The following is a 26,318-nucleotide window of genomic DNA, read 5'->3' as shown; positions in this document are numbered from 1 at the left end:
AGGTCAAATCGAAAATGGTGAACCCGCCCATCGCGGCCTTGAAACCAGCCGGGTGCCGGGCCGCCTTCTTTTTGACAATCCGGCCCGGATAGACTAACCAAATTCGTTTCCTGCCATCTGACTTTTATAAGGATATTGGACCCGACATGGCGAAGATTCAGAAAATAAAAGGATTTGTGGACCTTTTCCCCGAAGAGGCGGCCAAATTCACGCGCATGGAAACCCTGGCGCGCGACATCTTCTCGCGCTACGCCTTTGGCGAACTGCGCACCCCTGTGCTCGAAAAAACCGAGCTTTTCCAGAAATCCATCGGCGAGGACACCGACGTGGTGGGCAAGGAGATGTTCACCTTCCCGGACCGCAAGGACCGCTCCCTGACCATGCGGCCCGAGGCCACGGCGGGCGTGGTCCGCGCCTTTATCGAGTCCGGCACCCACCAGCCGGGCAAGGTGTCAAAATTCTTCACCTTTGGCCCCATGTTCCGCTACGAGCGGCCACAGAAAGGCCGCCAGCGCCAGTTCCACCAGATCAACGCGGAGATATTCGGCGCGCCCGAGGCCCAGGCCGACGGTGAGCTGATCCTCATGCTGCGGACCTTTCTGAACGCGCTTGGCCTGACCAAACTGACTGTGGAGCTCAACTCCCTGGGCTGCCATGCGTGCCGCCCGGCCTACCGGCAGGCCCTCATCGACTACTACACGTCCAAGGACCGCGCCAATTTCTGCGAGGACTGCCGCCGCCGCATGGACACCAACCCCCTGCGCGTGCTCGACTGCAAGGTGCCCGGCTGCAAGGCGCTGGTCCAGGACGCCCCGGCCATTACCGACCACCTCTGCCCCGAATGCGAGGCCCATTTTGCCGATGTGCGCACCATCCTCGACGGCGCGAACGTGACCTACGAGCTCAACCCCCGGCTGGTGCGCGGGCTCGACTACTACGTGCGCACCTGCTTTGAGGTATCGAGCCACGACATCGGCGCGCAGACCGCCGTGGCCGGGGGTGGCCGCTACGACGGGCTGATCAGGAGCCTCGACGGCCCGGACTGCCCGGCCACGGGATTCGCCTGCGGCATGGAGCGGCTCGCTCTGCTCCTGGAACGCCTCGAAGCCCCGGCCCCGGATTTCTATCTGGCCGTGGTGGACAATGCCGCGGCCAATGCGGCCATGCTCTTTGCCCAGCAGCTGCGCGACGCCGGGCAAAGCGGCGAGGTTGGCTACTGCGGCGGCTCCATGAAGAGCCGCATGCGCGCGGCCAACAAATCCGGGGCCAAGGTCTGCCTGATCATGGGCGGCGACGAGCTGGACAACGGGACCGTGACCGTCAAGCCCATGACCGGCGACGGCGAACAGACCACCGTGTCGCGGGCCGAGTATCTGGCACGCACCACGACTGAAGAACAATAGGAAAGCCGCCCGCGGCACCACGTAATACATCTGGAGAGAGCAGACATGGCCGAGCAACAGGAAGAAAGAGATTACAACGAATTTCGCGTCATCGAGGATCTGGCGGGCTGGCGGCGCACCCACCACAACAACGAGCTGACCGCCGCCGACCTGGGCAAGACGGTCTGTCTCATGGGCTGGGTCCAGTTCCGGCGCGACCACGGCGGGCTCATCTTCCTCGACCTGCGCGACCGCGAGGGGCTGACCCAGGTGGTCTTCAACCCCGAGGGCAACCAGGACGTGCACGAGCGCGCCCACGCCATCCGCGCCGAATACGTGGTGGCGATCAAGGGCAGGGTGCGCATGCGGCCCGAGGGCATGGCCAACAAGAACCTCGTCACCGGCGAGGTGGAGATCGAGGTGGAGGAATACAAGCTCCTCAACACCTCCGAGACCCCGCCCTTTCCCATCGAGGACCGTGTCGAGGTGGGCGAGAACCTGCGCCTCAAGTACCGCTTTCTCGACCTGCGCCGCCCGAGCCTGGCGCGCAACTTCATCATCCGCAACAAGGCCGCCCAGGCCGTGCGCCGCTACCTCGACGCGCTCGGCTTCCTTGAAATCGAGACCCCGGTGCTGACCAAGTCCACCCCTGAGGGCGCGCGCGATTTCCTGGTCCCCAGCCGGGTCAACCAGGGCGAGTTCTACGCCCTGCCCCAGTCGCCCCAGCTCTTCAAGCAGATGCTCATGGTCTCGGGCATGGACCGCTACTTCCAGATCGTCAAATGCTTCCGCGACGAAGACCTGCGCGCCGACCGCCAGCCCGAATTCACCCAGATCGACATCGAGATGAGCTTCACCGACGAGGCCCAGATCCAGGACATGGCCGAAGGGCTGGTCACAAAGATCTTTGCCGAGACCATCGGCGCAGCCCTGCCCGATGTCTTCCCGCGCATGACCTACAACGACGCCATGCGCGACTACGGCGTGGACAAGCCCGACCTGCGCTTCGGCCTCAAGCACATCGACATCACCGATGCCTTCAGGAACTCCGGGTTCAAGGTCTTTGCCTCGTCCGAGCTGGTCAAGGTCATGGTCGTGCCCGGCGGCGGCGAACTGTCGCGCAAGGAGATCGACGACTACACCAAGTTCGTGGAGATATACGGCTCCAAGGGGCTGGCCTGGATCAAGGTCAAGGAGGACGGCGAGTGGCAGTCGCCCATCGTCAAGTTCTTCTCCGAAGACGAGATCGCCACCCTGCGCGAGCGCACCGACTGCAAGCCCGGCGACATCCTCTTCTTTCAGGCCGGGTCCGCCGACATCGCCAACGCCGCCCTGGGCAACCTGCGCTGCGAGCTTGGCGAACGCTTCGGCCTCATCGATCCCAAGGTGTTCAAGCCCGTCTGGATCACCGACTTCCCGCTGCTCGAATACAACCCGGACGAGAAACGGTACGTGGCCCGGCACCACCCCTTCACCTCGGCCCAGCCCGACCAGATGGCCACCCTGGCCTCGGACCCCGGCAACGCCCTGGCCCGCGCCTATGACATGGTCATCAACGGCTACGAGGTGGGCGGCGGCTCCATCCGCATCCATACCGCCGAACAGCAGCGCATCATGTTCGCCGCCCTGGGCATCGACGGCGACGAGGCGCGCGAAAAATTCGGCTTCCTCATGGACGCCCTCAAATTCGGCGCGCCCCCGCACGGCGGCATCGCCTTTGGGCTTGACCGGCTGATCATGATCATCACCGGGTCCAAATCCATCCGCGATGTCATCGCCTTCCCCAAAACCCAGAAGGCCACCTGCCTCATGACCGAAGCGCCGTCCGAAGTGCCGAGCAAACAACTGCGCGAACTCGGCATCCGCCTGCGGGAGAAGAAGGAAAATTAGGGAGAAGATGCGAGGGGAAAACTTTTGGAAAAGTTTTACCCTCGCGCTCCCCTTTCAAAACTTTTTGGGGCTACGCCGCCTGGAAGCGCATACGGGCAAGAAAGAGTTTGATGGCGGCGTAGGGGGTCACGCGGAGGCGAGGGAGCCGGGCTTGCGATGAGAGCTGTCGCAAAAACCGGATGTTTTTTTGTGGACCCTCCCCTTTTGCTCTTTCGGGATTATTTCTATACTGGTTTTGACGGCAGCGGCGTGGCTTTGGTTCTGCTACGCCATCTCCGCCGCCGTCTTTGATTTCCGTTTCCGTCCGCCCTTCCGGGCGGCGGAGCGCCAAAAAGTTTTGGAGGGTCCAGGGAACCTTTTTCAAAAGGTTCCCTGGCCGCCGGAGGCATAAAAAATGAAACTCGAAATATGCACATGGCCTGACGACGTGCTGGCTGCCAGGGCCGAGCCGGTGGCCGAGATCACGCCGGAGATGAAAAAGCTCATCAACGACATGGTCGAGACCATGTACGAGGGAGATGGCGTGGGACTGGCCGCGCCCCAGGTGGGCGAGTCCATCCGGCTCATCTGCGTGGACCAGACCGGGCCCAAGCTGCGCGCCGACCTGCGCGTGCTGATCAACCCGGAGATCGTGGAATGCGACGGCGAGGTGGAATCCGAGGAAGGGTGCCTGAGCTGCCCTGAGTTTTCGGGCACGGTGATGCGCAAGGAGCGGGTCAAGGTCACGGGCATGGACCCGGACGGCGGGCCGGTCTGCATCGACACCGACGGCTTTCTGGCCATCGTGCTCCAGCACGAGATCGACCACTTGAACGGCATCACCATTGCGGACCGCGCGGGCAGGCTGAAAAAGGCGATGTACAGAAAAAGGGCGGCCAAATGGAAAGCGTAGACAGCGCACCGCTCAGGCCGTTGCGCACGGTGTTCATGGGCACGCCGGAGTTTGCGGCGGAGATCCTGCGCATCCTGCTCGAATTTGAAGGAGCCGAGGTGGTGGGCGTGTACACCCAGCCCGACCGCCCGTGCGGGCGCGGCAGGCAGTGCAAGCCCTCGCCGGTCAAGGATGTGGCCGTGGAGCGCGGGCTGCCGGTCTTCCAGCCCAAAAATTTCAAGGATGAAACAGATATCGAGGCGTTGCGGGCCCTCAAGCCGGACGTGTTGGTGGTGGCGGCCTACGGGCTGATCCTGCCCCAGAGCGTGCTTGATGTGCCGACCTTGCACCCGCTCAACGTCCATGCCTCGCTCCTGCCCAGGCATCGTGGGGCCGCGCCCATCCAGCGGGCCGTGGAGGCGGGCGAGGTAGTCACCGGCATTTCCATCATGAAGATGGAGGCCGGATTGGACACCGGCCCGGTCATGGTCCAGCGGGCGCTGCGCATCGGCCACAACGACCATGCGGGCACCATCCACGACGAGCTGGCCAAGCTCGGCGGCATCTGCATCTGCGAGGGTCTGGCCCGGTTGCAGACCGGTGCCTACTCCTTCGCGCCCCAGGACCACGCCCTGGCCACCTATGCCAAAAAGCTGGAAAAAGGCGAGGGTGCCATCGACTGGAACCGGCCCGCCCAGGCTATCCACAACCAGATCCGGGCCATGTATCCGTGGCCGGGCGCGTATTTCGACTGGACCGGCCCGGACGGCAAAACCCTGCGCCTGAACGTGACGCCCGGCGAGGTGTCGGAGCAGACGGCCCAGGCCGCGCCCGGCACAGTGCTGGGCGAGGTGGACGGCAAGCTCGCCATCGCCACAGCGGACAAGGTCTACCTGACGCCCGAGGTCAAGCCAGAAGGCCGCAAGGCCATGGCCGCCACGGCCTTTGCCTGCGGCTACATGAAGACATGCAAGTAGGGGCAAAGGCGTGACGGGCCAGCCGAACCGGTTTCTCCTCTTCAACAACGGCATGATCGGCAACACGCTGTTCAACATGCCTGTGGCCGCCTGGCTCAAGGGCGCGTTTCCTGGCTGTTTCGTGGGCATGGTGGTGGACCGCGCGGGCCTTGATCTGGTGGGCGCGGACCCGAACGTGGACGTTTTTCACACCTTCAACAAGAAGCGGGATTCGCTGGCCCGCCAGTTCCGGCTGGTGTGCGCCCTGCGTCGCGAGCAATACGACGTGTCCCTGCACCTGCGCCGGGGCGTGCGCAACGAAGTGCTGGCGCGACTGGCCGGGGTGGGGCTGCGGGCCGGGTATGCCCTGCGCGGGTCGTGGCAGCATTTGCACGTGACAGTGGACGAGGACATGAGCGTCCACCGGCTGGCCAGCCGGGCGCAGCTTGTCGAGGCCGCGCTGGGCAGGCCCGTGACCCTGGACCGCCCCAGGCTCCATCCCTCGCCAGAGGCCGAGGCCGAGGTGCGCGGGCTGCTGGCCGGAACAGGCATGGTTGCGGGCACGTATCTGGTGGTCCATCCCACGGGCGATTCCCAGGGCGGCATCGGCTGGAGCCTGCCGGTCTGGGCCGGGGTGGTGGCGCGGCTGTCGCCGTCCGTGCCGGTCTTCATCGTCTGCATGCCCCACGAACGGGCCGCAGTGGAGCAGGCCATTCCCGAAGGGGAGCGTGTCCGCTACTACACCGGGTCCGTCGCGGCCACGGCAGAGCTGGTCAGAAGGGCCGGGGTGTTCGCGGGCAATGATTCCGGCCCGGCGCATCTGGCCTGCGCCTGGGGCACGCTCAGGCTGGTGGTCTACCTGGACGACGCGGCCAACTTCGCCAAGTGGCGACCGGCCAGCGACGAGGGGTGCCTGGTTGTTTTTCAGCCCGCGTTCACGGTGGAGACCGTGGTGGCCGGGATACAATCCCTGCGCAACACGGCCAGGGTGGAATAAAGCCGCAACGCTGACAGCGCATTGTCCCGACAGGGACGACATGGTAGCATGTCCCGGCAGGACGACAACACCGCAGGAACGAGATGACGCATACCCGCAGCATACGCAAGGCCAGAAAACGGCTCTTCATCGGTCTCATCAGCGGCACCTGCTTTGTGGTCTGCCTGCTGCTGGCCGCCCTCTGGTTCGTGCCCTATCTGGGGCTTGCGAACATCCACCCGGCGGCGTCGTGGTTGCTCGGCGCGCTGGTGGTCGGGCTGATCGGGTTCGTGTCCGTGGCCTACTGGGGATTGTTCCTGAACATCGTCACCAAGCGCCACCTGCCCGGCGCAAACCGGTTCCGGGGGCTGACAGTCAAGCTCTTCCTGCCGGTGATGGTGCTGCTGGGGCGGCTGTTGGGCGTGGACAAGGAGGCCATCATGCTCTCCTTCATCAGCGTCAACAACGAGCTGGTCCAGGCCGAGGCGGACCGCTACCGGCCAGAGGACGTACTCCTACTCATGCCCCACTGCCTGCAAAGCTCCAAGTGCGACCGGCGACTGACCTATGACATCAACAACTGCAAGCGGTGCGGCCTGTGTCCCATCGCCGGGCTGCTCGACCTGCACGACGCCTACGGCGTCAACCTGGCCATCGCCACGGGCGGCACCATCGCCCGGCGCATCGTGGTCCAGATGCGCCCACGCCTGATCATCGCCGTGGCCTGCTACCGCGATCTGGCCAGCGGCATCCAGGACGCCTACCCTCTGCCCGTGTTCGGCGTGCTCAACGAGCGGCCCCACGGCCCCTGCCTCGACACCCTGGTGGACCACACCCAACTGGTAACCGCCCTGCACCGTTTCCTGCTGCCAGAATTCCTGGAAGGCAAGGCCCCGGGAACGGGCCGGACCATCTCCACCGCCCAGGGCGCCAGCCTGTAGTCCGGGCGCTCCGGCGCGCCCGCCAGCCTTGCGCTTGGGGGAGTGATGGCCTAGGGTGGCCGTCCATGTCCTCACCCATCGAAATCCTGCGTTCGGTCTTCGGATTCGACCAGTTCATCGGCCTGCAACAGCCGATCATCAACAATGTCATGGCCGGAGGCGACTGCCTGGTGCTCATGCCCACGGGCGGAGGCAAGTCGCTGTGCTACCAGATCCCGTCCATGCTCCGGCCCGGGGTGGGGGTGTGCGTCTCGCCGCTCATCGCCCTGATGCAGGACCAGGTGCAGGGGCTGACCCAGATGGGCGTGCGCGCCGCCTGCCTCAACTCGTCCCTTGATCCCCAGGACGCCTGGGAAGTGGAACAGCAACTCGTCAGCGGCCAGCTCGACCTTGTCTACGTGGCCCCGGAGCGGCTGTGCCGGCCCGGCTTCCTCGACCTGCTGGCGCGCTGCAATCCCTGTCTTTTCGCCATTGACGAGGCGCACTGCGTGTCCCAGTGGGGGCACGATTTCCGGCCAGAATACATGCAGCTCTCGGTCATCAGCGAGCGGTTTCCCGGCGTGCCCCGGCTGGCCCTGACAGCCACGGCGGACGAGCCGACCCAGCGCGACATCGTGCGCAACCTCGGCCTTGAGCGGGCCACGGTCTATGCCACCGGGTTTGACCGGCCCAACATCCGCTACGCCGTGCAGCCCAAGGACCACCCGCAGCAGCAACTGCTGCGCTTCATCCGCGAGAGCCACCCCGGCGACTCGGGCATCGTCTACCGCCTGAGCCGCAAGAAGGTGGAGCAGACCGCCGCCTTTCTGGAAAAGAACGGCATCATTGCCCTGCCCTACCACGCCGGGCTCTCCAAGCAGGAGCGCTACCGCAACCAGGAGCAATTCATGCGCGGCGAGGGCATGGTCATGGTCGCCACCGTGGCCTTTGGCATGGGCGTGGACAAGCCCAACGTCCGCTTTGTCTGCCACCTGGAGCCGCCCAAGAGTCTGGAGGCGTACCACCAGGAAACAGGCCGCGCCGGGCGCGACGGGCTGCCCGCCTCGGCCTGGCTCTGCTTCGGGTTGCAGGACATCGCCATCCTCCGCTCCATGATCGAGTCCGGCGAGGCGGACGAAGCGCGCAAGCGGGTGGAGCACGCCAAGCTCGGCTCGCTCTTCGCCTTTCTCGAAACAGCCGGGTGCCGCCGTCAGGCCCTGCTCGGCTATTTCGGCGAGCACACCGCGCCGTGCGGCAACTGCGATACCTGCTTAAATCCGGTCGAGACCTGGGACGGCACCGTGGCCGCGCAAAAGGCGCTCTCCAACATCTTTCGCACGGGCTCAAGGTTCGGGGCCGCGTATCTGGCCGAGGTGCTGGTGGGCAAGACGAGCGAGCGCGCCCGCCGTTTCCAGCACACCGAGCTGTCCACCTGGGGGATCGGCACCGAGCTGACCCTGGAGCAATGGAAGTCGGTCTATCGCCAACTGGCCGCCTTTGGCCTGCTGACCGTGGACATGGAGCAGCACAGCGCCCTGACCCTGAACGAGCGGTCCTGGACCGTGCTGCGCAGCGAGCGCGAGGTGCGGCTGCGCACCGACCCGGTCATCGCGCCCCGCTCCGTCCGGGCGCGCGGGCCGGTCACAGCGGACGACGTGCTCTCCAACTGGGAGACCCAGGCCCTGTTCGACTCCCTGCGCGAGCTGCGCCTGGCCGTGGCCGGAGAGCAGGGCGTGCCGCCCTATGCCATCTTTCCGGACAAGACCCTGCTCGACATGGTCCGCTACCGGCCCGTGGACCTCGACGCCATGGGCTGCATGACCGGCGTGGGCGAGGTCAAGCTCGCGCGCTTCGGCCAGACCTTCCTCGACTGTTTGCGCACCCATGCCGACAAATACGGGCGGCCAGACAACACCCCGGAGATTCCGCTTGAGCGGGCCGCCAAACGGCAGGCCCGACAGGAAAGACCACAGGCGACCGAGCTGAACGCCACGGCCCTGGAGTCGCTGGATTTGTTCGAGGAGTTGGGGGACGTGGACGCGGTGGCCGCGCGGCGCGGGCTCAAGCCCGGCTCCATCTGGAACCATCTCGGTCAGGCCGTGGCCCTGGGCCGCCTCGACTATCGCCGGGTGGCGGGATTGCCCGACGACGAGCTTGACCGCATCCTCGAGACCTTCGACGCCTTCCGCCTCAAGGGCGTGACCGCCCTCTCGCCTGTGTACGAGGCGCTGGACAAGCGCTACCCCTACGACCTACTGCGCATGGTCCGGGCCAACGCCCGACGCGACTGATTACAGAGAAAAAATACAGACTGCGCGGTCGCCGGATCAGGCCGTCTGGGCGGCCTTGAGCTGGCCGCAGGCGGCCTTGATGTCCGCGCCCATGGAGCGGCGGATGAAGGCGGTCAGGCCGTGGTCCCAGAGCCGCTTTTCAAAGGCTTCCACCTGGGCGCGGTCCGGGGCTTCGTAGGGCAGCCCCTCGGTGGCGTTGTAGGCGATGAGGTTGATCTTGCCCTTTTTGCGGTCAATGAGCCGGGCCAGCTGGTCCGCGTGCTCCAGGGAGTCGTTGACGCCCTTGAGCAGCAGGTATTCGAAGGTGATGCGCTCGCGCGGGCGCATGGGATAGGCCCGGAGCGCGGCCATGAGGTCGTCCAGGTGGACGCGGGCCGCCTTGGGCATGATCCGGGCGCGCAGCTCCTGGGTGGGGGCATGCAGCGAGATGGCGGGCAGGGCCACCTCCATCTCGCCGAGAATCCGCAGTTGTTCGGGAAAGCCCACGGTGGAGACCATGGACCGCCGCCATGACAGGGAAAGCCCGCGCTCGCACGGCAGGTCGTTCAAGACCTTGAGCAGGGTGTCGAGGTTGAGCAGCGGCTCGCCCATGCCCATGAACACGAGGTTCTTGAGCGGGTTCATGCCCCGGTCCTCCAGGTATTGCCGACCCACCAGCACCTGGCCCAGGATCTCGCCATAGGTCATGTTGCGCTCAAAGCCGAGCTGGCCGGTGCTGCAAAAGGTGCAGCCCATGGCGCAGCCCACCTGGGTGGACAGACACTGGGAGTAGCGGTCCTGCATGGGGATAAGCACGGTCTCCACCAGCTTGCCGTCGCCCAGGCGCAGCAGGAACTTGATGGTGCCATCCTCGCTCTGCTGCACCCTGGCCACCTCGGGCCAGGTGATGACGGCCATGGCCGCCAGCTTCTCGCGCAACGGCTTGGACAGGTTGGTCATCCCCTCCACGCCGCGCACGCGCTTCTGCCACAGCCACTGCCAGATCTGCTCCGCGCGAAAACGCGGCTCCTTCAGCTCGTCGGCCACAAAGGCTTCGAGATCACTCTTGGTCAATTCGATGAGGTTGTGCATGCGAGCCAGACACTAATGCAACCTTGCGCCGTGTCAAGCACGGTGCGGCTCCACCCGGAGAAAAGAAAACCGGGCCACTCCCCGTCGGAGAGCGGCCCAATGTCTTTTTTCGGCACGGACAACAGGCCGGATCACATGACCCGGCAGCCGTCCTGGGTGACGACCACCTGATATTCCCAGCGGATGCCGCCCCAGGCCGGGTCATAGAGGCCCGGCTCCACGGTGACGACCATGCCGGGCCGCAGGATGCCGCCCGCCGCCCTGCTCAGGCTCGGCGGCTCGTGGGTCTCAAGGCCCACGCCATGGCCCAGGCCGTGGGTGAACTGGTGGGCCACCCCGGCCTTGTCGAACACGGCGTAGGCGGCCTCGTAGGCCTCGACGCAGGTCAGGCCGGGCCGGATGATGTCGATGGCCGCCTGCTGCGCTCCACGCACCAGGTCCATGGTCCGCTTGAAGCGGTCCGACGGCGCGGCGCCCACCCAGAAGGTCCGGGTCTGGTCCGAGTTGTAGCCCATGAGCCGGCAGCCGGTGTCGATGAGCACCAGCTCGTTGTCGCGGATCACGGTCTTGCCGGGATTGGCGTGGGGCAGGGCCGCATTGGGGCCGACCCCGACGATGGTGGAGAAGGCCAGCTTCTCGGCCCCGTTCTCGCGAAAGAATTTTTCCACGTCCCAGGATATCTCCTCTTCGGTGCGGCCCGGTTCGAGCCGGGTCTCAATGTACTCGAAGAGGCGGTGGTTCAACTCAATGGAGGCGTCCATCCGGCGCAGCTCGTCCTCGTCCTTGATGATGCGCAGTTCCTCCACCAGATTGTCCGCCTGGGTCAGGGTGATCCTGGAGGCCAGCCTGTCGTAGTCGAAGAGGTGCAGCGCCTTGGGCTCGAAGCCAAGGGTCTTGATCCCCCGGCCCTGGAGCGTGCCGCAGACCAGATCGAACTTGTCGCGGGCGTAGACGTGGATGCGGGCATCGTCCCAGACCCGCCGGGCCGCATCCACATAGCGGGGATCGGTGAAGAGATGGTCGTCGCCGTCAGCCGAGACCACCAGCCAGCCCGAGGATTCGTTGCACTGGGCGTCGTGCAGCTCGAAGCCGCTCAGATAATAGCGGTTGGCCGCGTGCGAGACGAGCAGCGCGTCCAGCCCCTGCTCGCGCAGTGCGCTGCGGAGCCGTTCGCGCCGAGTGGCGAAAATGTCTGTGTTCATGCGTGTTCTATTCCCAGCGATAGGTGGTTTCGGGAGCGCCGGAGAGCATCCGGTCCGCCCATTCCACGCCCTGCATGACCGAGTGGTCCATGTTGCCCACCTCGTACTTCCAGCCGCCGAACCGGCCCCGCGAATAGATGTCTTTCGCTTCGAGCCTGGGCTGGATGACCTTGAGCGCATCGTCGCGCTCCAGGCAGGGCACGGGATAGCCGTAGTCCACGGTCGTCTCCCATCTGGTGTGGACATCGGCCACCCTGGCCGCGTCCAGCATGGAGGTGTTTACCAGACCCTCAATGGTGCGGTCCATCAGTTCGTCGAGCCTTTCCCGCTTGTGGGCCGAGTAGGAGGTCTCGCACATGAAGGCGAGCTGCTGGCCGGGCCGGGCCACGTTGTTGGGCGAATAGTTGTGGAAGTTGGTCACCCGGTAGAAGGGGGAGTCTGATTCGGGAAAATACATCCAGCAGCGCGGGTTGCGTTCGTCCTCGGCCCTGATGTCGAGCCCGACACCGGCCACATGGACCGAGTTGTGGGTCAGACGGCCTGCGGCCTCGATCATGGTCGCGTCCCCACCCCTGTCCCCGCCCCGCAGCCAGCGCGAGACCAGGATGTCCACGGGCGCGGTGTTCAGGATGGCCTCGTACTGCACGGTCAGCCCGGCGCTGGTGGTGACGGTCTTGCTGTCCGCGTCGATGGCGGCCACTTCCTGATTGTACTCGATGAACCCGTCGAGCCGCGCGGCCAGCCGCCGGAAGATCTCGCCCGTGCCGCCGTGCAGGGGGAACTTGAAGGTGTTGTTCGGCCCCCAGGAGATGTCGTCTCGCTCAAGGATGATGTTCTTGAGCACGCGCTTCAGGTCCACCACGCTGACCCGCTCGCCGATCCAGCCGTACTGCATCAGCTCGGGCGGGGTGGCCCAGACCTTGAAATTGTAGGGATTCATGAAATGCTTGGCGATGCCCGCCCCGAACACGCGCTCGATCCACTGGCCGAAGTTGGCAGGCTCGCCATCAAACCGGTTGCCGGGCAGAAGCCCCTCCACGCACTCCCAACGGGGCTCGTGCGGCAGGTGGCGGATGTTGTTCTGAAAGGGATAGGGCACCCAGGTGGCGCAGGAGCGCACCCACGACTCGCGCTCGTGCTCCAGCCGCTCGTCGCCCAGCAGCGAATCGAGCAGGGCGTCGAAATAGGCGTAGTGGGAGAAGACCACATGCCCGCCGATGTCCCAGGTAAAGCCGTTGTCGTCCTTGAAGCTGGCGGCCAGCCCGCCTGCGTGGCCGTGCCGCTCCAGCACGATGAAGTCGTCCATGCCCAGCTCCCGGAGCCGGTGGGCCGCGCCGAGCCCGGTGGGGCCTGCGCCGATGATCAGGTATCGCTTCTTCACGGGTGCTCCCTGTGTTGTTGCCATGGGGAATTTATTTCCAATTCCGCGATGATAATCAAGTTTGGTGCCAACCCGGTCGGGCCGGGCGGCCCTGGAGCAAAAAAACAGCGCAAAGGGACGAAAACAGGACGGTCACACGCCCGTGGGCGTGCCGGGCGTGGGCTGCCCATCCGTGTGGCCGGATTCCTCGCCACGGCCCAGGGCAATGGTCCCGGCCACGATGAGCAGGCCGCCGGCCACGGTCCAGCCGTCCGGGATCTCGCCCAGGATGGACGCACCCCAGAAGGCGGCGAATACGATCTCAAGGCAGGTCACGGCGCTGATGCGCGCCGCAGACTCGATGGCGTAGCCGCGCGTCATGTAGTACTGGCCCGCGTTCATGAACGCGGCGATGCCGAGCATGTAGCCCCATTCGAGGGGGGTGGGCCAGAGCCAGCCCTGGGCCAGTAGCGGCGAGACAATGGTCATGATCAGCGGCGGGTAGAGCATGACCACCGCCGGATGCTCGGTCTTGGCCAGGGCGCGCACCGAGAGGATGGCCAGGGAGGTGACTCCCACCCCGCACAGGGCCACAGTCACGGCCAGCGGGTCGAGCAGCGACGGCCCGCCGCCAAAAAGAAAGGCCGGGCGGCAGACCACGGCCACTCCGGTCAGGCTGATGCCCACGGCCAGGAGCCCGCGCAGGCCGAGGCGCTCGCCCAGCACCGCCCAGGCCAGCAGGGCCACCACCGCCGGATGGGTGAAGAGGATGACCGTGGCATCGGCCAGGGGCAGATGGATGATGGCGTAGAACTCGGCAAACAGGGCCGCAAACCCCACCACCCCGCGGATGGTCAGCAACACCCGGCGCGTGCCGAGCATGCCCACCCCGGTCCTGCGCAGCAGCCACCAGACAAAGCCAATGCCCACCAGACCTCGGACAAAGAGCATCTCCAGAGTCGGTATGCGCTCTCCCGCGAGCTTGATCAGCAATGAGCCGATGGAGAAGAGGAAGGTGCCCATGAGCATATGCCGCATGCCGAGGGTCAGGATGGTGCGCATGGGCCGCACACTAGGCGCGGCCCGAATCCCTGACAAGGGGAAATCGCGACGCCCACTTGTCACCAGATCGGCACGCCATCGAGAAGCGCGTTCCCCGCGGCAGGACTATTGAAAAGAGGCTTACGGAACACCGCACTCCTTCCCTCTGTCAGCGGGGTGGGATTCCCCCGATTCGATCCCACCCCGCGCCCCGGGGCCGCAGGTGCGGCCACCCGGCCATGCCCACGCTCTCTTGCCAAATCCCGTCGAGTGTGGTTTCACATGGGTCTTATGAAAACGTTCATCTTCCTGCCCCCGGCCAGCAAGCCCACAGGCGGCATCACGGTCCTGCGCCAGATGGCGGACATCCTGCATCAGGCCGGACGCGAAACGTATCTGGTGGAGCGCGAGAGCGCGGGCTGGCGGCCCGGCGGCCTGGCCGACGCGGCCCCGGTCATCGGCTGGGACGCCATGCGTCTGACACCGGACGATCTCTGGCTGGTGCCCGAGGGGTGGCCCAACGCCCTGGCCCCCGGCCTGGAGGCGCGCGCCCGGTGCGTCAGCTATGTCCAGAACTGGGCCTATCTCTTCTCGGCCCTGCCGCCGGGCGTGAGCTGGCACCAGCTGCCGGTCTCGCTCATGGCCGTGTCCGATCCCGTGGCCCACTTCATCAAGGAGTCCACGGGCCAGAACGCCCCGATCCTGCGCCCCGGCATCGACCGCGCCATCTTCCACCCGGGCAAGAGCAAATCCGGAACCGTGACAGTGGCCTTCATGCCGCGCAAGAACAAGGGGCTGGCCGCCCAGATCAGGGCCGTGTTCGAGCATCGCAACGGGCCGGATGCGGTGCGCTGGCGTCCTCTGGAAGGGCTGGACGCGTTCGGCGTGGCCCAGGCCCTGCGCTCCTCGCACCTCTTCCTGATGACCGGATTCCCAGAAGGGTGTCCCCTGCCGCCGCTGGAGGCCATGGCCTGCGGCTGCCTGCCCGTGGGCTTCACCGGCCTTGGCGGGTGGGACTACATGCGCCAGGCCCAGCCCTGCCCCCGGTTCACCCCCTGGTGGCCCCTGCGCGAGGTGGGGTGGTCCGGCAACGGCCTGTGGTGCGCCGACGGCGACGTGCTCGATGCGGCCCTGTGTCTGGAGCAAGCCGTGGGCCTCATCCGCCAGGGCGGCCCGGAACTTGACGCCGTCCTCGCCGCAGGGCAGGAAACAGCCGACGCGTACTCCACGGACGAGCAGAGGAAATCGGTCCTGGCCGCCTGGGACGCCTTGTGAGCCTTCATCCCCACGACAAAGAACCAGCCATGGCAAAGAAGAAAACCCGCCCGGAGCCCGAGGAACTGGAGCTGCCGCCCGTTGGCGTGGAATCCCACGCCCATCTCGACCTTGAGGATTTCGACGGGGACCGCGAGGCGATCCTTGAACGCGCCCGCAAGACCGGCATCTCCCACCTGATCAACGTCTTTCTCGGGCCGGACGCCTATGAACGCGGGCACCCGCTCTTTACCGCCCATCCCGAGGTCTCGTTCCTGCTCGGCGTGCATCCCAACAGCGCAGACCAGCTCACCGGCGAATCCCTTGCGCGCATGCGCACCTTTTTCAAGGCCGACCCGAGACTCAAGGGCGTGGGCGAGATCGGGCTCGACTACTACTGGGAGCGGGTGGACCACGCCACCCAGAAGACCGCCTTTGTCCGGCAGCTTGCGCTGGCCCGGGAGCTGGCCCTGCCCGTGGTCATCCACTCGCGCGACGCCGACGCCGACACCCTGGACCTGCTCACGGCCAACGGCTTTTGCGACTATCCCGTGCTGTGGCACTGCTTCGGCCAGGGGCTTGAACTGGCCCGGTCCGTCATCGACAACGGCTGGCACGTCTCCATCCCCGGCCCGGTCACCTACAAGAAGACCGACGACCTCCAGGCCGCCGTGGCCCGCATCCCGCTTGAACGGATGCTCCTTGAGACCGACTGCCCCTTTCTCGCGCCCGAGCCGTGGCGCGGCAAGCGCAACCACCCGGCGCTCATGGCCTTCACCGCCAAGCGCGTGGCCGAGATCCGGGGCCGCTCCCTTGAAGACATCTGGCAGATCACCGGCGACAACGCGCGCCGGTTCTTCAATCTCTAGCCGCCATTTCCCTCACGCCAGTTCGTCAGCCAAGACAAAACCCCCGCCGGCCTGGGCCGACGGGGGTTTTCTATTTCGTGGATGGAGCCTACTGGACGTAGACCTTGAGCTGCTGTCCGGCGAAGATGTTGTTTGAACTGAGGGAATTCCACTTGCGCAGCTCGGTCACAGTCACTCCGAACTTGCGGGCGATGGCGGTCAGGTTGTCGCCGTTGCGGACCTTGTAACGGACCAGCTGGGTCTTGGTCGTTTCCGCTTCCTTGGCCGCCTGACGGGTGGCTTTTCCAGAATTGTCGGGGATGTAGAGCTTCTGCCCTACCTTGAGCGACTTGGAGCGCAGTCCGTTGGATTTCTGGAGGGTGGACACCGTGGTCCCGAACTTGCGCGAGATGGACCACAGGGTGTCGCCGCTGCGGACCACGTAGTTGCCCCGCCGCGAGGCGATGGCCTTGGTGGACGAAGGGGCGTCAGCCGCGCTGGCCGCGGCCACGCCGTGGCCGGAACTGCCAGCCGGCACCATGATCATCTGGCCTGGGCGCAACGTGTCCGAGCTGGTGTTGTTGACCTTCTTGAGCACGGCCACGGGCACGTGGAAGCGGTTGGAGATGCGCCACCAGGAGTCGCCGCTGCGCACCGTGTGCTGGGCGTATCCGGTGTAGGGACGCGAGGCGGGCTTGGCCAGATGGGCGATCATCCTGTCGGACTTGGCCGCTGGCAGGTAGGCGGTGGTCTCCATGTGCGGCGGACTGACCTGACGGCGATAGGCCGGATTGAGCTCGTGGAACTCATTCCAGGTCATCCCGCCCGCCTTGGCCAGGGCCAGCAGGTCGGTGCCGCCGGGCACCTGCACCGGCACCACTTCCGGTTCCATGTCCCAGGAGACCGGCTGGTAGCCCAGGGTGTCAAGGTTCTGGAATATCTTGGAGATGGCGATGAACTTGGGAACGTAGTGCTTGGTCTCAGGCTTCAGCTTGGCCCGGCCCGAGAGCCTGTTGTTCTTGGCGGTCAGCTCGAAAAAGTCGTCGCAATCGGTCAGCTTGAGGGCGCGGGATATCTTGCCCTCGCCCGCATTGTAGGCCGCCAGGGCCAGATACCAGTCGCCAAAGGTGTTGTAGAGGTCGCGCAGGTGGCGCGCGGCGGCGTCGGTGGACTTGTAGGGATCGCGGCGTTCATCGATCCACCAGTCGGACCTGAGGCCGTAGAGTCGGCCCGTGCCCTTCATGAACTGCCACATGCCACCCGCCCCGGCCCAGGAATAGGCACGGACATTGTAGCCGGACTCGGTGAAAGGCAGCAGCACGAGGTCCTGGGGCAGGCCGTATTTGGTGAAGATGCGGCGCACATAGGGCAGATGGGGCTGGGAACGTTCCAGCCACCGCTCCATGGTCTTGCGCGCCTTGTGGTTGAAGTAGTTGAAGTAGCGCTCCACGTCCGTGTTGTCATGATCCTCAAGGTCGAAGAGCAGCCCGAAGCGGGCATTGAAAACCGCCTGCTCCGCCTGGGTCAGGTCGCCCTCCGTGACCGGCGCGGCAACGATCTCCGGGTCGAGCGCCTCGGCATCTTCCGGCACTGCGCTCACGGGTTTGTCGGCCAGCTGGCCTTCTGCGGGGCTTTTGACGGCACAACCGCCCATGAGCCCGACCAAGGACCCGCCAACGAGCAGCGCCGCCAGAAGCTGGCGCAGAGATTTGAATGCTTCCAAGTTTTCCTCCGGCTTCCTGCGCCCTTTACCATGAAAACGGGCGGTTGGGAAGTCTAGAAAAAGTCATACGTGCGCGAAACAGATGGGATTGTGCTACCCCACCCAGGCCCGGATTGCAATAGTACGCCAAAAGCCCTACATAGTCGCCATGAGGAGCGCAAGCATGTGCAATTCTTTGTCACACCACAGCCCACAGGGAGCATGATGCAGAACAGCGATCAGGACAAGAAGGACGGAAAGATTTACGTGGTCGGCAACAAGCCGGTCAGGGAGCTGCTCCTGGACGACCCGGCCCGGGTCGATTTCGTGGCTTTTCGCGTGGGCCGCCACGACAAGGGGGTCGAGGAGATTCTCGAATTGTGCCGCGTGGCCAAGGTGCCCTACCGGTCGGTCTCGGCCAAGGATCTGGACTTCATGTACCGGGGCAATCACCAGGGCGTGGCCGCCCGGTGCGCCGCCCTGTCCTATGTCCCGCTCCTGACCATGCTCGAAACCGCGCCGGACGCGCCCCTGCCCCTGATCATCGCCCTGGATCAGGTCCAGGACACGGGCAACGTGGGCGTGCTGGCCCGCACCCTATACGCCCTGGGCGGAGCCGGGCTCATCGTCTGCCAGCACCAAGGCGCATATCTCGGGGCCGGAGCGGTCCGCTCCAGCGCGGGCGCGCTCAACAAGCTGCCCGTGGCCAAGGCGGGCAACCTCGCCGCCGCCCTCAAGGACTGCGCCAACTACGACTACACCCTCTACTACGCCCAGACGGGCGAGGGTTCCCTCAACGCCTACGAGGCCGAGCTGAAGACCCCGGCGGTGCTGGTGCTCGGCAACGAGGAAAAGGGCGTGCGCCCAGGCGTGGCCAAGCTCTGCCACCACAGCCTGTCCATCCCCTTCAGGCGCGAGTTCGACTCCCTCAACGTGGCCCAGGCCGGGGCCGTGCTCGTCTCGGAGTTCTCCAGAAGAATGGGTTGATCGCGGCTGCAAAACCCCGGCTTTTCTCCGGCCCGGCTTTGGGGTAACGTCAATCCATGCGCATAGGGCGGTACGACATTCGCGGCCTGCTGGGCCGGGGCGGCATGGGCGCGGTCTACAAGGCGGCCATGCCCGTGACCGGGCGCATGGTCGCCCTCAAGGCATTGAGGCCCGCCGACATCCTGCTCGACCTCATGGGCCGCGAGACCCTGAGCGCCATGTTCCTGGCCGAGGCCGCCACCATGGCCAGCATCAGCCACACCAATGTGGCCTCAATCCTCGACGTGCACGAGGGCGGCGGGACCGATGCCCTCCCGCCCCATTTCACCATGGAATACTACTGCGGCAACCTCGGCGCGCTCATGGGCGAGACCTACGAGACCGAACGCGCCTCGCGCAGGCTGGGCGCGGCCCCGGCCCTGCACCTGGCCCGGCAGATGCTTGAGGGGCTGGACCGGCTCCACTACGAGGGCATCATCCACCGCGACATCAAGCCGTTCAACGTCATGCTGGCCCAGGACGAGGGCGGGCCGGGCACGGTCAAGCTCATCGACTTCGGCTTAAGCCGGTTGCGCGGCGAGCGTCCTCCACGCCATCCGGGCATGGTGGTGGGCTCCCCCTGGTACGCCGCGCCCGAGCAGGAGGCGGACCCGGACAGCGCGGGCGTGCCTGCCGACCTTTTCTCCGTGGGCGTGACCCTGCACCGGATGCTCACCGGGCAACTGCCCGAACCCGGCCAGGGCGGGACCGACCCGCACCTGACCGACCCCGACCTCCTCGGCCCGGACTGGGACGGCTTCTTTGCCCGCGCCCTGGCCAAAAACCCCCTCGACCGCTTTGCCGACGCCCAGGCCATGCTCCACGGGCTGGACGAAATGGAGCACACCTGGCGCGCCGCCCGCGACGCGGCCTGCTCCGGCGCAGACCTGCTGGACGAGCCGCCGCCCCGCACCAGCGGAACTGTACGCGGCCAGCCGCTCAAATGCGGCCAGCGTGACGCGCGGACCTGCTTTGACCTGGACGAGCTCTGGCGGCCCAGACAGGCCGGGGGCGGGCGGTTCATCGACAACGGCGACGGCACAGTGCGCGAGGCCGGGCCGGACGGCAGGACCGGACTGGCCTGGGAAAAGCACGGCTCGCGCTATCCCCTGACCTGGGAGCGCGCCCATGCCCACGCTGCCCGGCTCAACGAGCGCGCCTACGGCGGGCGCACCGGCTGGCGGCTGCCCACGGTGGCCGAGCTGGCTACCTTGTTCAGCCAGGCCGGGCAGCCGGGCCACTCCTGCCAGTCGCCCGTGTTCGACCCGCGCAAGGCGCGGCTGTGGAGCGGCGACACCAAGGCGTTCACCGCCGCATGGTACGCGGACGCCGAGCTCGGCTTCATCTGGTGGCAGGACCGCACCTGCCGCTTCTTTGCCAGGGCTGTCTGCCCGGAGTAGCCGCAGACAGCCCCAGCCGGTCAGCGGCTGCCCATCTTGGCTCCGAGCCAGTTGGTGGGCGTGATGGATTCCGGCACCCCCTCGCGGGCGTCCACGCCGCGCGCCTCATTGAGCTTGTCCTGGTAGAGGTTCCAGCAGGACTGGGCCAGCGCAGTGGAGCCGGTCAGCGGATAGGCCAGGGTGGCGGCCAGCCGTGCGGCCAGGGTCTCGTCGAGCAGGGCGTCGTATCTCCTGGGATCAGTCTCGCGGCGCACATAGGCGATGTAGATGGGTGCCTCCTCGTTGCACAGGACCACGCCGCCCTGGATCTCCCAGTCCTGGATCTGGCTGCCGCCGCCGCCCACGATCCTGACGATGCGCAGAAAGTCCACGGGCAGCATGTAACGGCACTCCCACTTCCACAGGGGTGTGGCCGCCCCGGCGGCCAGCTCGGCCTGGGCCGTGGCGCAGTTCCACGGGTGGGCACGCAGCACGGCGTCGCGCACCGCGGGCCAGCGGTGGTTGCACAGCCCGGCGGCCTTGCTCTCGTCGCCAAGGGACATGATCGCGTCCTCCCCCAGGTCCAGCAGGGCGTTGTTGCAGATTTCAATGACACTGTTGGCCATAACTCCTCCTTGTCGCAGTTTGGCGCACCATCGCGCGGGCCAGAAGAGGGATTCTCCCGGACCGGACAAGCGTAGCACCCCCTTGGGCCATCAGCCGAAAACGGGTGCAGGAGGGGCACAACAAGGTGAAAATGACACATATGGCGGGGTTGACAGCTTCCAGGGGACGCACTAAATCTTGGTCATCCGCCGATACCTGCCAGGGTATCTTGCCCTGTCCGGCGCACCTTGCGGATTCTTGACAGACACGGGCGCTGCCGCATGGCATCGTCACACGGAGAGGCGCAGGCGCACACCGGCCGGGAAGGCACCGTGAACACCCTGACTCATGGTCGGGCATCCGGCCACGGAACCAAAATCTCATGAAAGACATTCACCTGCTCGACCTGATCAACGGGGCCTCGGGTGCCCTGGACTATGTCAGTTCCACGGTCACGGGCCACCACCGGCGGGTGGGCGTCGGGGCCGTAGCGGTCGGCGGGGCCATGGGCCTTGGCCTGCGCGACACCACGGACCTGCTGAACGCCTCGCTGCTCCACGACATCGGCGCGTTCTCCCTCGATCTGCGGCTCGACGGGCTTGATTTCGACACCGACCACACGGACCACGCCCGCGCCGGATACCGGCTGCTCAAGCTGCACCCGATCCTGGACCGCGTGGCCGAGCTGGTCCTGCTCCACCACACCCCCTGGCGCCGCCTGCCCGCATACCGCGACCCCATGGTTCCCCTGCTGGCCAACATCGTCAATCTGGTGGACCGGGTGGATGTGCTCAACCACAAGGGACCGAGACGAATCGACAGACAGCGCATCCGCGAAACCATCAGGGCCAACGCGGGCGCCATCTTCGCGCCCGAGGCCGTGACCGCCTTTCTCGACCTCTCGGCCAGCGCCGCATTCTGGGACCGCATGTCCGCCCCCTGGGACCACGTACGCGAGGGCATCGACACCCCTCTGGCCGATGATGTCATCCCCCACGATCAACTGATCCAGTTTTCCAGGTTCTTCTCCCTGATCATCGACTTCAGGAGCCGCCACACGGCCACCCACTCCCAGGGCGTGGCCGAAACCGCTGCCACTCTGGCCAGGCTGACGGGCATGACCGGCCAGGACCAGGAACGCATCCGGCTGGCGGCAAACCTGCACGACATAGGCAAGCTGGCCGTGCCGGTCGTGCTGCTGGACAAGCCAAGCACCCTGACCCCAGACGAATTTGCCACCGTGCGCCACCACGCCTCGGTCTGCGAAACCATTCTGCACACCGTACCGGGCCTTGAGGACATTGCCGACTGGGCCAGCCAGCACCATGAGCGGACAGACGGCTCCGGCTATCCCCGCGGCCTGAGCCGCGACCAGCTCTCCCTGGGCAGCCGCGTGATGGGCGTGGCCGATGTCTTCACGGCCATCACCGAGGACCGACCCTATAGGCAGGGCATGACCCCGGCCCAGTCCACGGCAGTGCTGCGCGACATGGCCCGAACCGGCTCCCTGGACGCGGACCTCGTCACCCTGCTGCTCGACAACTTCAAGACCATGGCCGAGGTGCGCCACGCAGTTCAAGAGGCAGCCCTCGCCCGGTTCGAACAGTTCCGGGCAGCTTGATTTTTTATTAAAAAAAATGTTATTCCGGACAGAAATCACTGAAAAATAAAGCGACCGATAAGCGTCACCATACCCCGCATACCCCCAGCAGCCGCGCCCCCTGCCAGCCCCTTTCCAGACAGCCCGAACCACCCCTTGGCAATGCCCGACTTCGACAACCGCCGTGGCATCGCCGCATTATAAAAACAATATAATATCTATCAGCCAGAATCGATGCCATAGACCCGATCATACTGTCCTGACCTGGGGAAAAGCTGTCCAAGCTGATACGGCAAAAGCCGAGGGAAACGTCGATCACACTTGAGGGGGGTTCCATGCGTTGGAGAGATTGCAAACTTTGCGTCAAATTCGGCATTGGTTTCGGGACACTTCTTTTGCTGATTGTCGCCCTTGGCGGCTGGGCCTTCTTCGGCATCACCAGCATCGTGGGCGATGCCGAGGAGGTGATCGGCGGCAACGCCCTACGCGGCAATTTCACCGAAAAGGTGGTCGATCACCTCAAATGGGCTGAAAAGGTCAATGAACTGCTGACCAACACCGACGTCCACACTCTGGACGTGCAGACCGACCCCCGCCAGTGCGCCTTTGGCAAATGGTACTACAGCGACGCCAGAATCAAGGCCGAGCAGATGGTGCCGGGCATCAAGCCGCTCCTGGCCGAGATCGAGGCCCACCACAACGCGCTCCACGCCTCTGCAGTGGAGATCGGGAGCAAGTATGCCCCGGCTGACGTGCAGCTCGGCTCCTATCTGCGCGAGAAGAAACTCGACCACCTCAACTGGATGGCCGTCATCCGCGACACCTTCCTCAGCCAGTCCGGGCAGGCTGCCACGGTGCAGACCGATCCGCACAAGTGCAACCTGGGCGTGTGGCTCTACGCGCCCGAAACCGAAAGGCAGATGCGCGCGGACCCGGAGTTCGGGACGCGGGTGCAGGCCATCTTTGACCCCCATGCCGCCCTGCACGAGTCCGCCATCGAGATCAACGAGCTGCTGGAAGAGGGGGACAGGACCGCCGCCCTGCGTTATTTCATGGACACCACCGCGCCCCTGGCCCAGGAGACCCTGGCCGCCATCGACGGCATGATCGGCCTGCTCGACAGCCGCCAGAAGGGATATGACGAGGCCAAACAGGTGTTCGCCGCCGTGACCATCCCGGAGCTGAACCAGGTCCAGCGACTGCTCAACGAGAGCATGACCGTCATCTCCAGGGACATCATGACCGACGAGGTGATGCTGAAACACGCTTCGGAAACAGAGTCCGGCGTGGTCATCTTCAACGCCGTGGCCGTGGTCCTGGGCGTGTTCCTGGCCTGGATCATCGCCAGAGGCATCATCGGCCCGCTGCGCAAGGGCATGGAATTCGCCCAGACCGTGGCCACCGGCGACCTGCGCGCCACCGTGGACATCAGCCAGGACGACGAGGTGGGCCAGCTTGCCTCCTCCCTGACGGACATGGCCAACCACCTCAACCGGGTGGTGGGCGATGTCAACTCCGTGGCCGAAGGCGTGTCCGCAGGCAGCGAGGAGCTTTCCGCCGCAGCCCAGTCCCTGTCCCAGTCCGTCACCGAGCAGGCCTCCTCCATCGAGGAGATATCCGCCTCCATGGAAGAAATGAGCGCAGGCGTGCGCTCCAACACGGACAACGCCCGGCAGACCGAGACCATTGCCAACAAGGCCGCCCAGGGAGCCAGCGAGAGCGGCCTGGCCGTGACCGAGGCCGTGAGCGCCCTGAAGAGCATTGCCGAGCGCATCACCATCATCCAGGACATCGCCCGTCAGACCAACCTGCTGGCCCTCAACGCGGCCATCGAGGCGGCCAGGGCGGGTGAGCACGGCAAGGGCTTTGCCGTGGTCGCCGCCGAGGTGCGCCAACTGGCCGAGCGCAGCGGGCACGCCGCCGAGGAGATCGGCGAGCTCTCGGACACCTCCATGGGCGTGGCCGACAAGGCCGGGCGCATGCTCCAGGAGCTCGTCCCACAGATCAGCCGGACCGCCGAACTGATCCAGGAGATCACAGCCAGTTGCATGGAGCAGGACAAGGGCGTCAACGAGATCAGCCTTGCCATCGGCCAGCTCGACAAGGTCATCCAGGGCAATGCCTCGGCCTCGGAGGAAATGGCCTCCACCTCTGAAGAATTGTCCGCCCAGGCCCAGGCCCTGGCCCACGCCATGACCTTCTTCAAGGTGGACGGCAGTGGACCCCAGACCCGCAAGGCCACAGTGACTGCCAGCCGCGGGCAGCGGACCGCCCTGCCCGCCTCATCCGGCTCGGACGCTGCCAAGGCGGCCAAGGCCAGACGGGGCGCACCGCCCGCCCTGGCCGCCGGCGTCGACCTGGACATGGACAGGGACGACTACGAGCGCTTCTAGGCCGCTCCACCAGACACCACAAGCACGGGGGCGTCATCCGACGCCCCCTTTGCTTTTTGCCGGGCTGGCGGCTAGGCTGATCTTCCACTTAGCAACCCCGGAGCCGCCATGCCGTGCCGTGTCCCGTTCTTCGCCCTTGTCCTGTCCCTGGCCGTGCTGCTCGCCCCCCATCCGGTCCGGGCCATCACCTTTGACCAGGCCATGGCCGGGGTCGATCCCCAGGCGCGCTATCTCTTCTACCTGCACGGCCAGCCCGCGCACAAGGCCGGGGAGCCGCCCGCGGTCAGCCCACGGTACGGCGCATACCAGACCAGCGACATCGTGGCCCATTTCGAGGACCGCGGGCTCACCGTCATCGACGACATCCCCATGCAGGACAACGCCAACCGGAGCGCAGCCGAGGTAATCAGGCGGATGCGCGTCCTCATGGCCGCAGGCGTCGCGCCAGGCAACATCACCGTGGCCGGGTACTCCAAGGGCGGCTTTGTGGCCCTGCTGGTCTCGTCAGGCCTGGGCGACCCAAGGGTGGGCTACGTGATCATGGCCGGGTGCGGCACAGGCCGCAACGGCTTCGCCTTCGAGCAGTTCCTGGCCAAGAAGCGGGGGGCGCGCCTCAAGGGGCGGATGCTCTCCGTCTTCGCGGCCAACGACATGGAGGCCGGGTCGTGCCAGGGTGCGGTCGAGCAGGCCACGGGCGGCGGACTGGTCTTCCAGGAAACCCGCATCAGATCGAGCAAGGGGCACGGGCTGTTTTACCAGCCCCTGCCCGAGTGGATCATTCCAGTGGCCCGCTGGGCCAGGGACGAGCAATAAACCGCCACCCGCGACGCCCCGCGCCCACAGCGCGAGTTTGGGCAAAGACCGTGTTTTCTTTTGATGCCGACTTGCGTATCCTTGACAAAAAAGGAGACGCATCATGAAAAAATCCCTTGGAGCCGCCACCCTGGCCCAACCCACCCCGACCTGGGCCGTGGGCTCCTACGACACCGACGGCAAGCCAAACGCCATGATCGCGGCCTGGGGCGGCATCTGCTCCTCCCAGCCGCCCTGCCTGACCGTGTCCGTGCGCCCTGGCCGCCACACCTTTGCGGGCATCATGCACCACAAGGCGTTCACAGTCAGCGTCTGCCCGCAGTGGCTGGTGGCCGAGGCCGACTACCTGGGCATCGTCTCGGGCCGCAAGACCGACAAGTTCGCGGCCACGGGGTTGACCCCGGTGCGCAGCGAGCTGGTGGACGCGCCCTATATCGACGAATTCCCGCTGGTGATCGAGTGCGCGCTGATCCACACCTATGAGCTGGGCGCGCACACCATGATGGTGGGCGAGATCAAGGACGTGAAGTGCGACCACGACAAGCTCCTGGAGGACAAGCATCCGGACCTGACCAAGGTGCTGCCCCTGATCTATGCGCCGGGCGCAGGCACCTACCACGGCGTCGGCCCGGCCCTGGCCAAGGGATTCAGCGCGGGCAAGAAGTTCATGAAATGACGGCACAGGGCCAGGGCGGATGAGGCAGGCTGTTGACTTTTCTCCCAAAACCGGATCGACT

21 protein-coding genes are annotated in these 26,318 nt (G+C 65.8%); 15 read left to right on the top strand and 6 right to left on the bottom strand.

Annotated elements, in window-relative coordinates; genetic code table 11:
* The first annotated feature begins 146 nt into the window (after window positions 1–146).
* The 7 genes from hisS (at window position 147) to recQ (ending at window position 9,286) form a co-directional block, all read left to right on the top strand.
* Complete coding sequence (hisS, locus tag DAES_RS01155) at window positions 147–1,403, top strand: histidine--tRNA ligase (RefSeq protein WP_013513200.1); 1,257 nt, start codon at window positions 147–149, stop codon at window positions 1,401–1,403.
* 45 nt (window positions 1,404–1,448) lie between these two features.
* Window positions 1,449–3,272, top strand: a complete 1,824-nt coding sequence (aspS, locus tag DAES_RS01150) for an aspartate--tRNA ligase (protein WP_013513199.1) — start codon at window positions 1,449–1,451, stop codon at window positions 3,270–3,272.
* Window positions 3,273–3,666: 394 nt separating this feature from the next.
* A complete protein-coding gene (gene def / locus DAES_RS01145; RefSeq protein ID WP_013513198.1) occupies window positions 3,667–4,164 on the top strand; it encodes a peptide deformylase in 498 nt (165 codons plus the stop codon).
* Window positions 4,152–5,120 carry a methionyl-tRNA formyltransferase gene (gene fmt, locus DAES_RS01140; RefSeq protein WP_013513197.1) on the top strand — a complete coding sequence of 323 codons (969 nt, stop codon included), beginning with the start codon at window positions 4,152–4,154 and terminating at the stop codon, window positions 5,118–5,120. The genes def and fmt overlap by 13 nt, the downstream gene beginning before the upstream one ends.
* Window positions 5,121–5,130: 10 nt before the next feature.
* Window positions 5,131–6,096 (top strand): glycosyltransferase family 9 protein, encoded by a 966-nt coding sequence (locus DAES_RS01135; protein WP_013513196.1) that lies wholly within the window; start codon window positions 5,131–5,133, stop codon window positions 6,094–6,096.
* An 83-nt stretch (window positions 6,097–6,179) separates the two neighbouring features.
* A complete protein-coding gene (locus tag DAES_RS01130) occupies window positions 6,180–7,016 on the top strand; it encodes a DUF116 domain-containing protein (protein WP_013513195.1) in 837 nt (278 codons plus the stop codon).
* 65 nt (window positions 7,017–7,081) lie between these two features.
* The gene (gene recQ, locus DAES_RS01125; protein ID WP_013513194.1) at window positions 7,082–9,286 is read left to right on the top strand and encodes a DNA helicase RecQ; all 2,205 of its coding nucleotides are present in this window, start codon (window positions 7,082–7,084) and stop codon (window positions 9,284–9,286) included.
* 36 nt (window positions 9,287–9,322) lie between these two features.
* Here the strand turns inward: recQ and rlmN are convergent, their stop codons facing one another.
* From rlmN to DAES_RS01105, 4 genes are all read right to left on the bottom strand, one after another.
* A complete protein-coding gene (gene rlmN / locus DAES_RS01120; RefSeq protein ID WP_013513193.1) occupies window positions 9,323–10,357 on the bottom strand; it encodes a 23S rRNA (adenine(2503)-C(2))-methyltransferase RlmN in 1,035 nt (344 codons plus the stop codon).
* Window positions 10,358–10,488: 131 nt separating this feature from the next.
* Window positions 10,489–11,559: a M24 family metallopeptidase gene (locus DAES_RS01115; protein WP_013513192.1), complete on the bottom strand. Its 1,071-nt coding sequence runs from the start codon at window positions 11,557–11,559 to the stop codon at window positions 10,489–10,491.
* A 7-nt stretch (window positions 11,560–11,566) separates the two neighbouring features.
* On the bottom strand, window positions 11,567–12,940 hold the full coding sequence (locus DAES_RS01110) for a protoporphyrinogen/coproporphyrinogen oxidase (protein WP_013513191.1): 1,374 nt from the start codon (window positions 12,938–12,940) through the stop codon (window positions 11,567–11,569).
* A gap of 132 nt (window positions 12,941–13,072) precedes the next feature.
* Window positions 13,073–13,981 (bottom strand): DMT family transporter, encoded by a 909-nt coding sequence (locus tag DAES_RS01105; protein WP_013513190.1) that lies wholly within the window; start codon window positions 13,979–13,981, stop codon window positions 13,073–13,075.
* 270 nt (window positions 13,982–14,251) lie between these two features.
* Here DAES_RS01105 and DAES_RS01100 point away from each other — a divergent pair, with 270 nt between their 5' ends.
* Both DAES_RS01100 and DAES_RS01095 read left to right on the top strand, forming a co-directional pair.
* Window positions 14,252–15,235, top strand: coding sequence for a glycosyltransferase (locus DAES_RS01100; RefSeq protein ID WP_041271301.1), 984 nt, complete (start codon window positions 14,252–14,254; stop codon window positions 15,233–15,235).
* A 29-nt stretch (window positions 15,236–15,264) separates the two neighbouring features.
* Window positions 15,265–16,083 carry a TatD family hydrolase gene (locus DAES_RS01095; protein WP_013513188.1) on the top strand — a complete coding sequence of 273 codons (819 nt, stop codon included), beginning with the start codon at window positions 15,265–15,267 and terminating at the stop codon, window positions 16,081–16,083.
* A gap of 88 nt (window positions 16,084–16,171) precedes the next feature.
* On the opposite strand, the gene DAES_RS01090 is transcribed toward DAES_RS01095, so the two are convergent.
* Window positions 16,172–17,785, bottom strand: coding sequence for a lytic transglycosylase domain-containing protein (locus DAES_RS01090; RefSeq protein ID WP_013513187.1), 1,614 nt, complete (start codon window positions 17,783–17,785; stop codon window positions 16,172–16,174).
* 204 nt (window positions 17,786–17,989) lie between these two features.
* On the opposite strand from DAES_RS01090, the gene DAES_RS01085 reads away from it, so the two are divergent.
* Window positions 17,990–18,751: a TrmH family RNA methyltransferase gene (locus tag DAES_RS01085; RefSeq protein ID WP_041271300.1), complete on the top strand. Its 762-nt coding sequence runs from the start codon at window positions 17,990–17,992 to the stop codon at window positions 18,749–18,751.
* 56 nt (window positions 18,752–18,807) lie between these two features.
* The gene (locus DAES_RS01080) at window positions 18,808–20,190 is read left to right on the top strand and encodes a protein kinase domain-containing protein (protein WP_013513185.1); all 1,383 of its coding nucleotides are present in this window, start codon (window positions 18,808–18,810) and stop codon (window positions 20,188–20,190) included.
* A 20-nt stretch (window positions 20,191–20,210) separates the two neighbouring features.
* Here the strand turns inward: DAES_RS01080 and DAES_RS01075 are convergent, their stop codons facing one another.
* The gene (locus DAES_RS01075) at window positions 20,211–20,795 is read right to left on the bottom strand and encodes a hypothetical protein (RefSeq protein WP_013513184.1); all 585 of its coding nucleotides are present in this window, start codon (window positions 20,793–20,795) and stop codon (window positions 20,211–20,213) included.
* A gap of 362 nt (window positions 20,796–21,157) precedes the next feature.
* Here DAES_RS01075 and DAES_RS01070 point away from each other — a divergent pair, with 362 nt between their 5' ends.
* The 4 genes from DAES_RS01070 (at window position 21,158) to DAES_RS01055 (ending at window position 26,257) form a co-directional block, all read left to right on the top strand.
* Window positions 21,158–22,396, top strand: a complete 1,239-nt coding sequence (locus DAES_RS01070) for an HD-GYP domain-containing protein (RefSeq protein ID WP_013513183.1) — start codon at window positions 21,158–21,160, stop codon at window positions 22,394–22,396.
* Between the two features lie 374 nt (window positions 22,397–22,770).
* Window positions 22,771–24,768, top strand: a complete 1,998-nt coding sequence (locus DAES_RS01065; protein WP_236608439.1) for a methyl-accepting chemotaxis protein — start codon at window positions 22,771–22,773, stop codon at window positions 24,766–24,768.
* Window positions 24,769–24,876: 108 nt separating this feature from the next.
* Complete coding sequence (locus DAES_RS01060) at window positions 24,877–25,581, top strand: hypothetical protein (RefSeq protein ID WP_013513181.1); 705 nt, start codon at window positions 24,877–24,879, stop codon at window positions 25,579–25,581.
* 103 nt (window positions 25,582–25,684) lie between these two features.
* A complete protein-coding gene (locus tag DAES_RS01055; protein ID WP_013513180.1) occupies window positions 25,685–26,257 on the top strand; it encodes a flavin reductase family protein in 573 nt (190 codons plus the stop codon).
* Window positions 26,258–26,318 lie beyond the last annotated feature (61 nt).

The sequence above is a fragment of the Pseudodesulfovibrio aespoeensis Aspo-2 genome (assembly GCF_000176915.2).
Lineage (GTDB): Bacteria > Desulfobacterota > Desulfovibrionia > Desulfovibrionales > Desulfovibrionaceae > Pseudodesulfovibrio > Pseudodesulfovibrio aespoeensis.
The sequence above is the reverse complement of the archived record's forward strand: the minus strand, read 5'-3'. Positions and strand labels throughout refer to the sequence as shown.

Excerpts from the sequence above, each read along its gene's own strand:
- hisS (WP_013513200.1), top strand. The coding sequence starts at position 147 with ATGGCGAAGATTCAGAAAATAAAAGGATTTGTGGACCTTTTCCCCGAA.
- aspS (WP_013513199.1), top strand. The coding sequence starts at position 1,449 with ATGGCCGAGCAACAGGAAGAAAGAGATTACAACGAATTTCGCGTCATC.
- def (WP_013513198.1), top strand. The coding sequence starts at position 3,667 with ATGAAACTCGAAATATGCACATGGCCTGACGACGTGCTGGCTGCCAGG.
- fmt (WP_013513197.1), top strand. The coding sequence starts at position 4,152 with ATGGAAAGCGTAGACAGCGCACCGCTCAGGCCGTTGCGCACGGTGTTC.
- DAES_RS01130 (WP_013513195.1), top strand. The coding sequence starts at position 6,180 with ATGACGCATACCCGCAGCATACGCAAGGCCAGAAAACGGCTCTTCATC.
- recQ (WP_013513194.1), top strand. The coding sequence starts at position 7,082 with ATGTCCTCACCCATCGAAATCCTGCGTTCGGTCTTCGGATTCGACCAG.
- rlmN (WP_013513193.1), bottom strand. The coding sequence starts at position 10,357 with ATGCACAACCTCATCGAATTGACCAAGAGTGATCTCGAAGCCTTTGTG.
- DAES_RS01115 (WP_013513192.1), bottom strand. The coding sequence starts at position 11,559 with ATGAACACAGACATTTTCGCCACTCGGCGCGAACGGCTCCGCAGCGCA.
- DAES_RS01105 (WP_013513190.1), bottom strand. The coding sequence starts at position 13,981 with ATGCGCACCATCCTGACCCTCGGCATGCGGCATATGCTCATGGGCACC.
- DAES_RS01100 (WP_041271301.1), top strand. The coding sequence starts at position 14,252 with ATGAAAACGTTCATCTTCCTGCCCCCGGCCAGCAAGCCCACAGGCGGC.
- DAES_RS01095 (WP_013513188.1), top strand. The coding sequence starts at position 15,265 with ATGGCAAAGAAGAAAACCCGCCCGGAGCCCGAGGAACTGGAGCTGCCG.
- DAES_RS01085 (WP_041271300.1), top strand. The coding sequence starts at position 17,990 with ATGCAGAACAGCGATCAGGACAAGAAGGACGGAAAGATTTACGTGGTC.
- DAES_RS01080 (WP_013513185.1), top strand. The coding sequence starts at position 18,808 with ATGCGCATAGGGCGGTACGACATTCGCGGCCTGCTGGGCCGGGGCGGC.
- DAES_RS01075 (WP_013513184.1), bottom strand. The coding sequence starts at position 20,795 with ATGGCCAACAGTGTCATTGAAATCTGCAACAACGCCCTGCTGGACCTG.
- DAES_RS01070 (WP_013513183.1), top strand. The coding sequence starts at position 21,158 with ATGAAAGACATTCACCTGCTCGACCTGATCAACGGGGCCTCGGGTGCC.
- DAES_RS01060 (WP_013513181.1), top strand. The coding sequence starts at position 24,877 with ATGCCGTGCCGTGTCCCGTTCTTCGCCCTTGTCCTGTCCCTGGCCGTG.
- DAES_RS01055 (WP_013513180.1), top strand. The coding sequence starts at position 25,685 with ATGAAAAAATCCCTTGGAGCCGCCACCCTGGCCCAACCCACCCCGACC.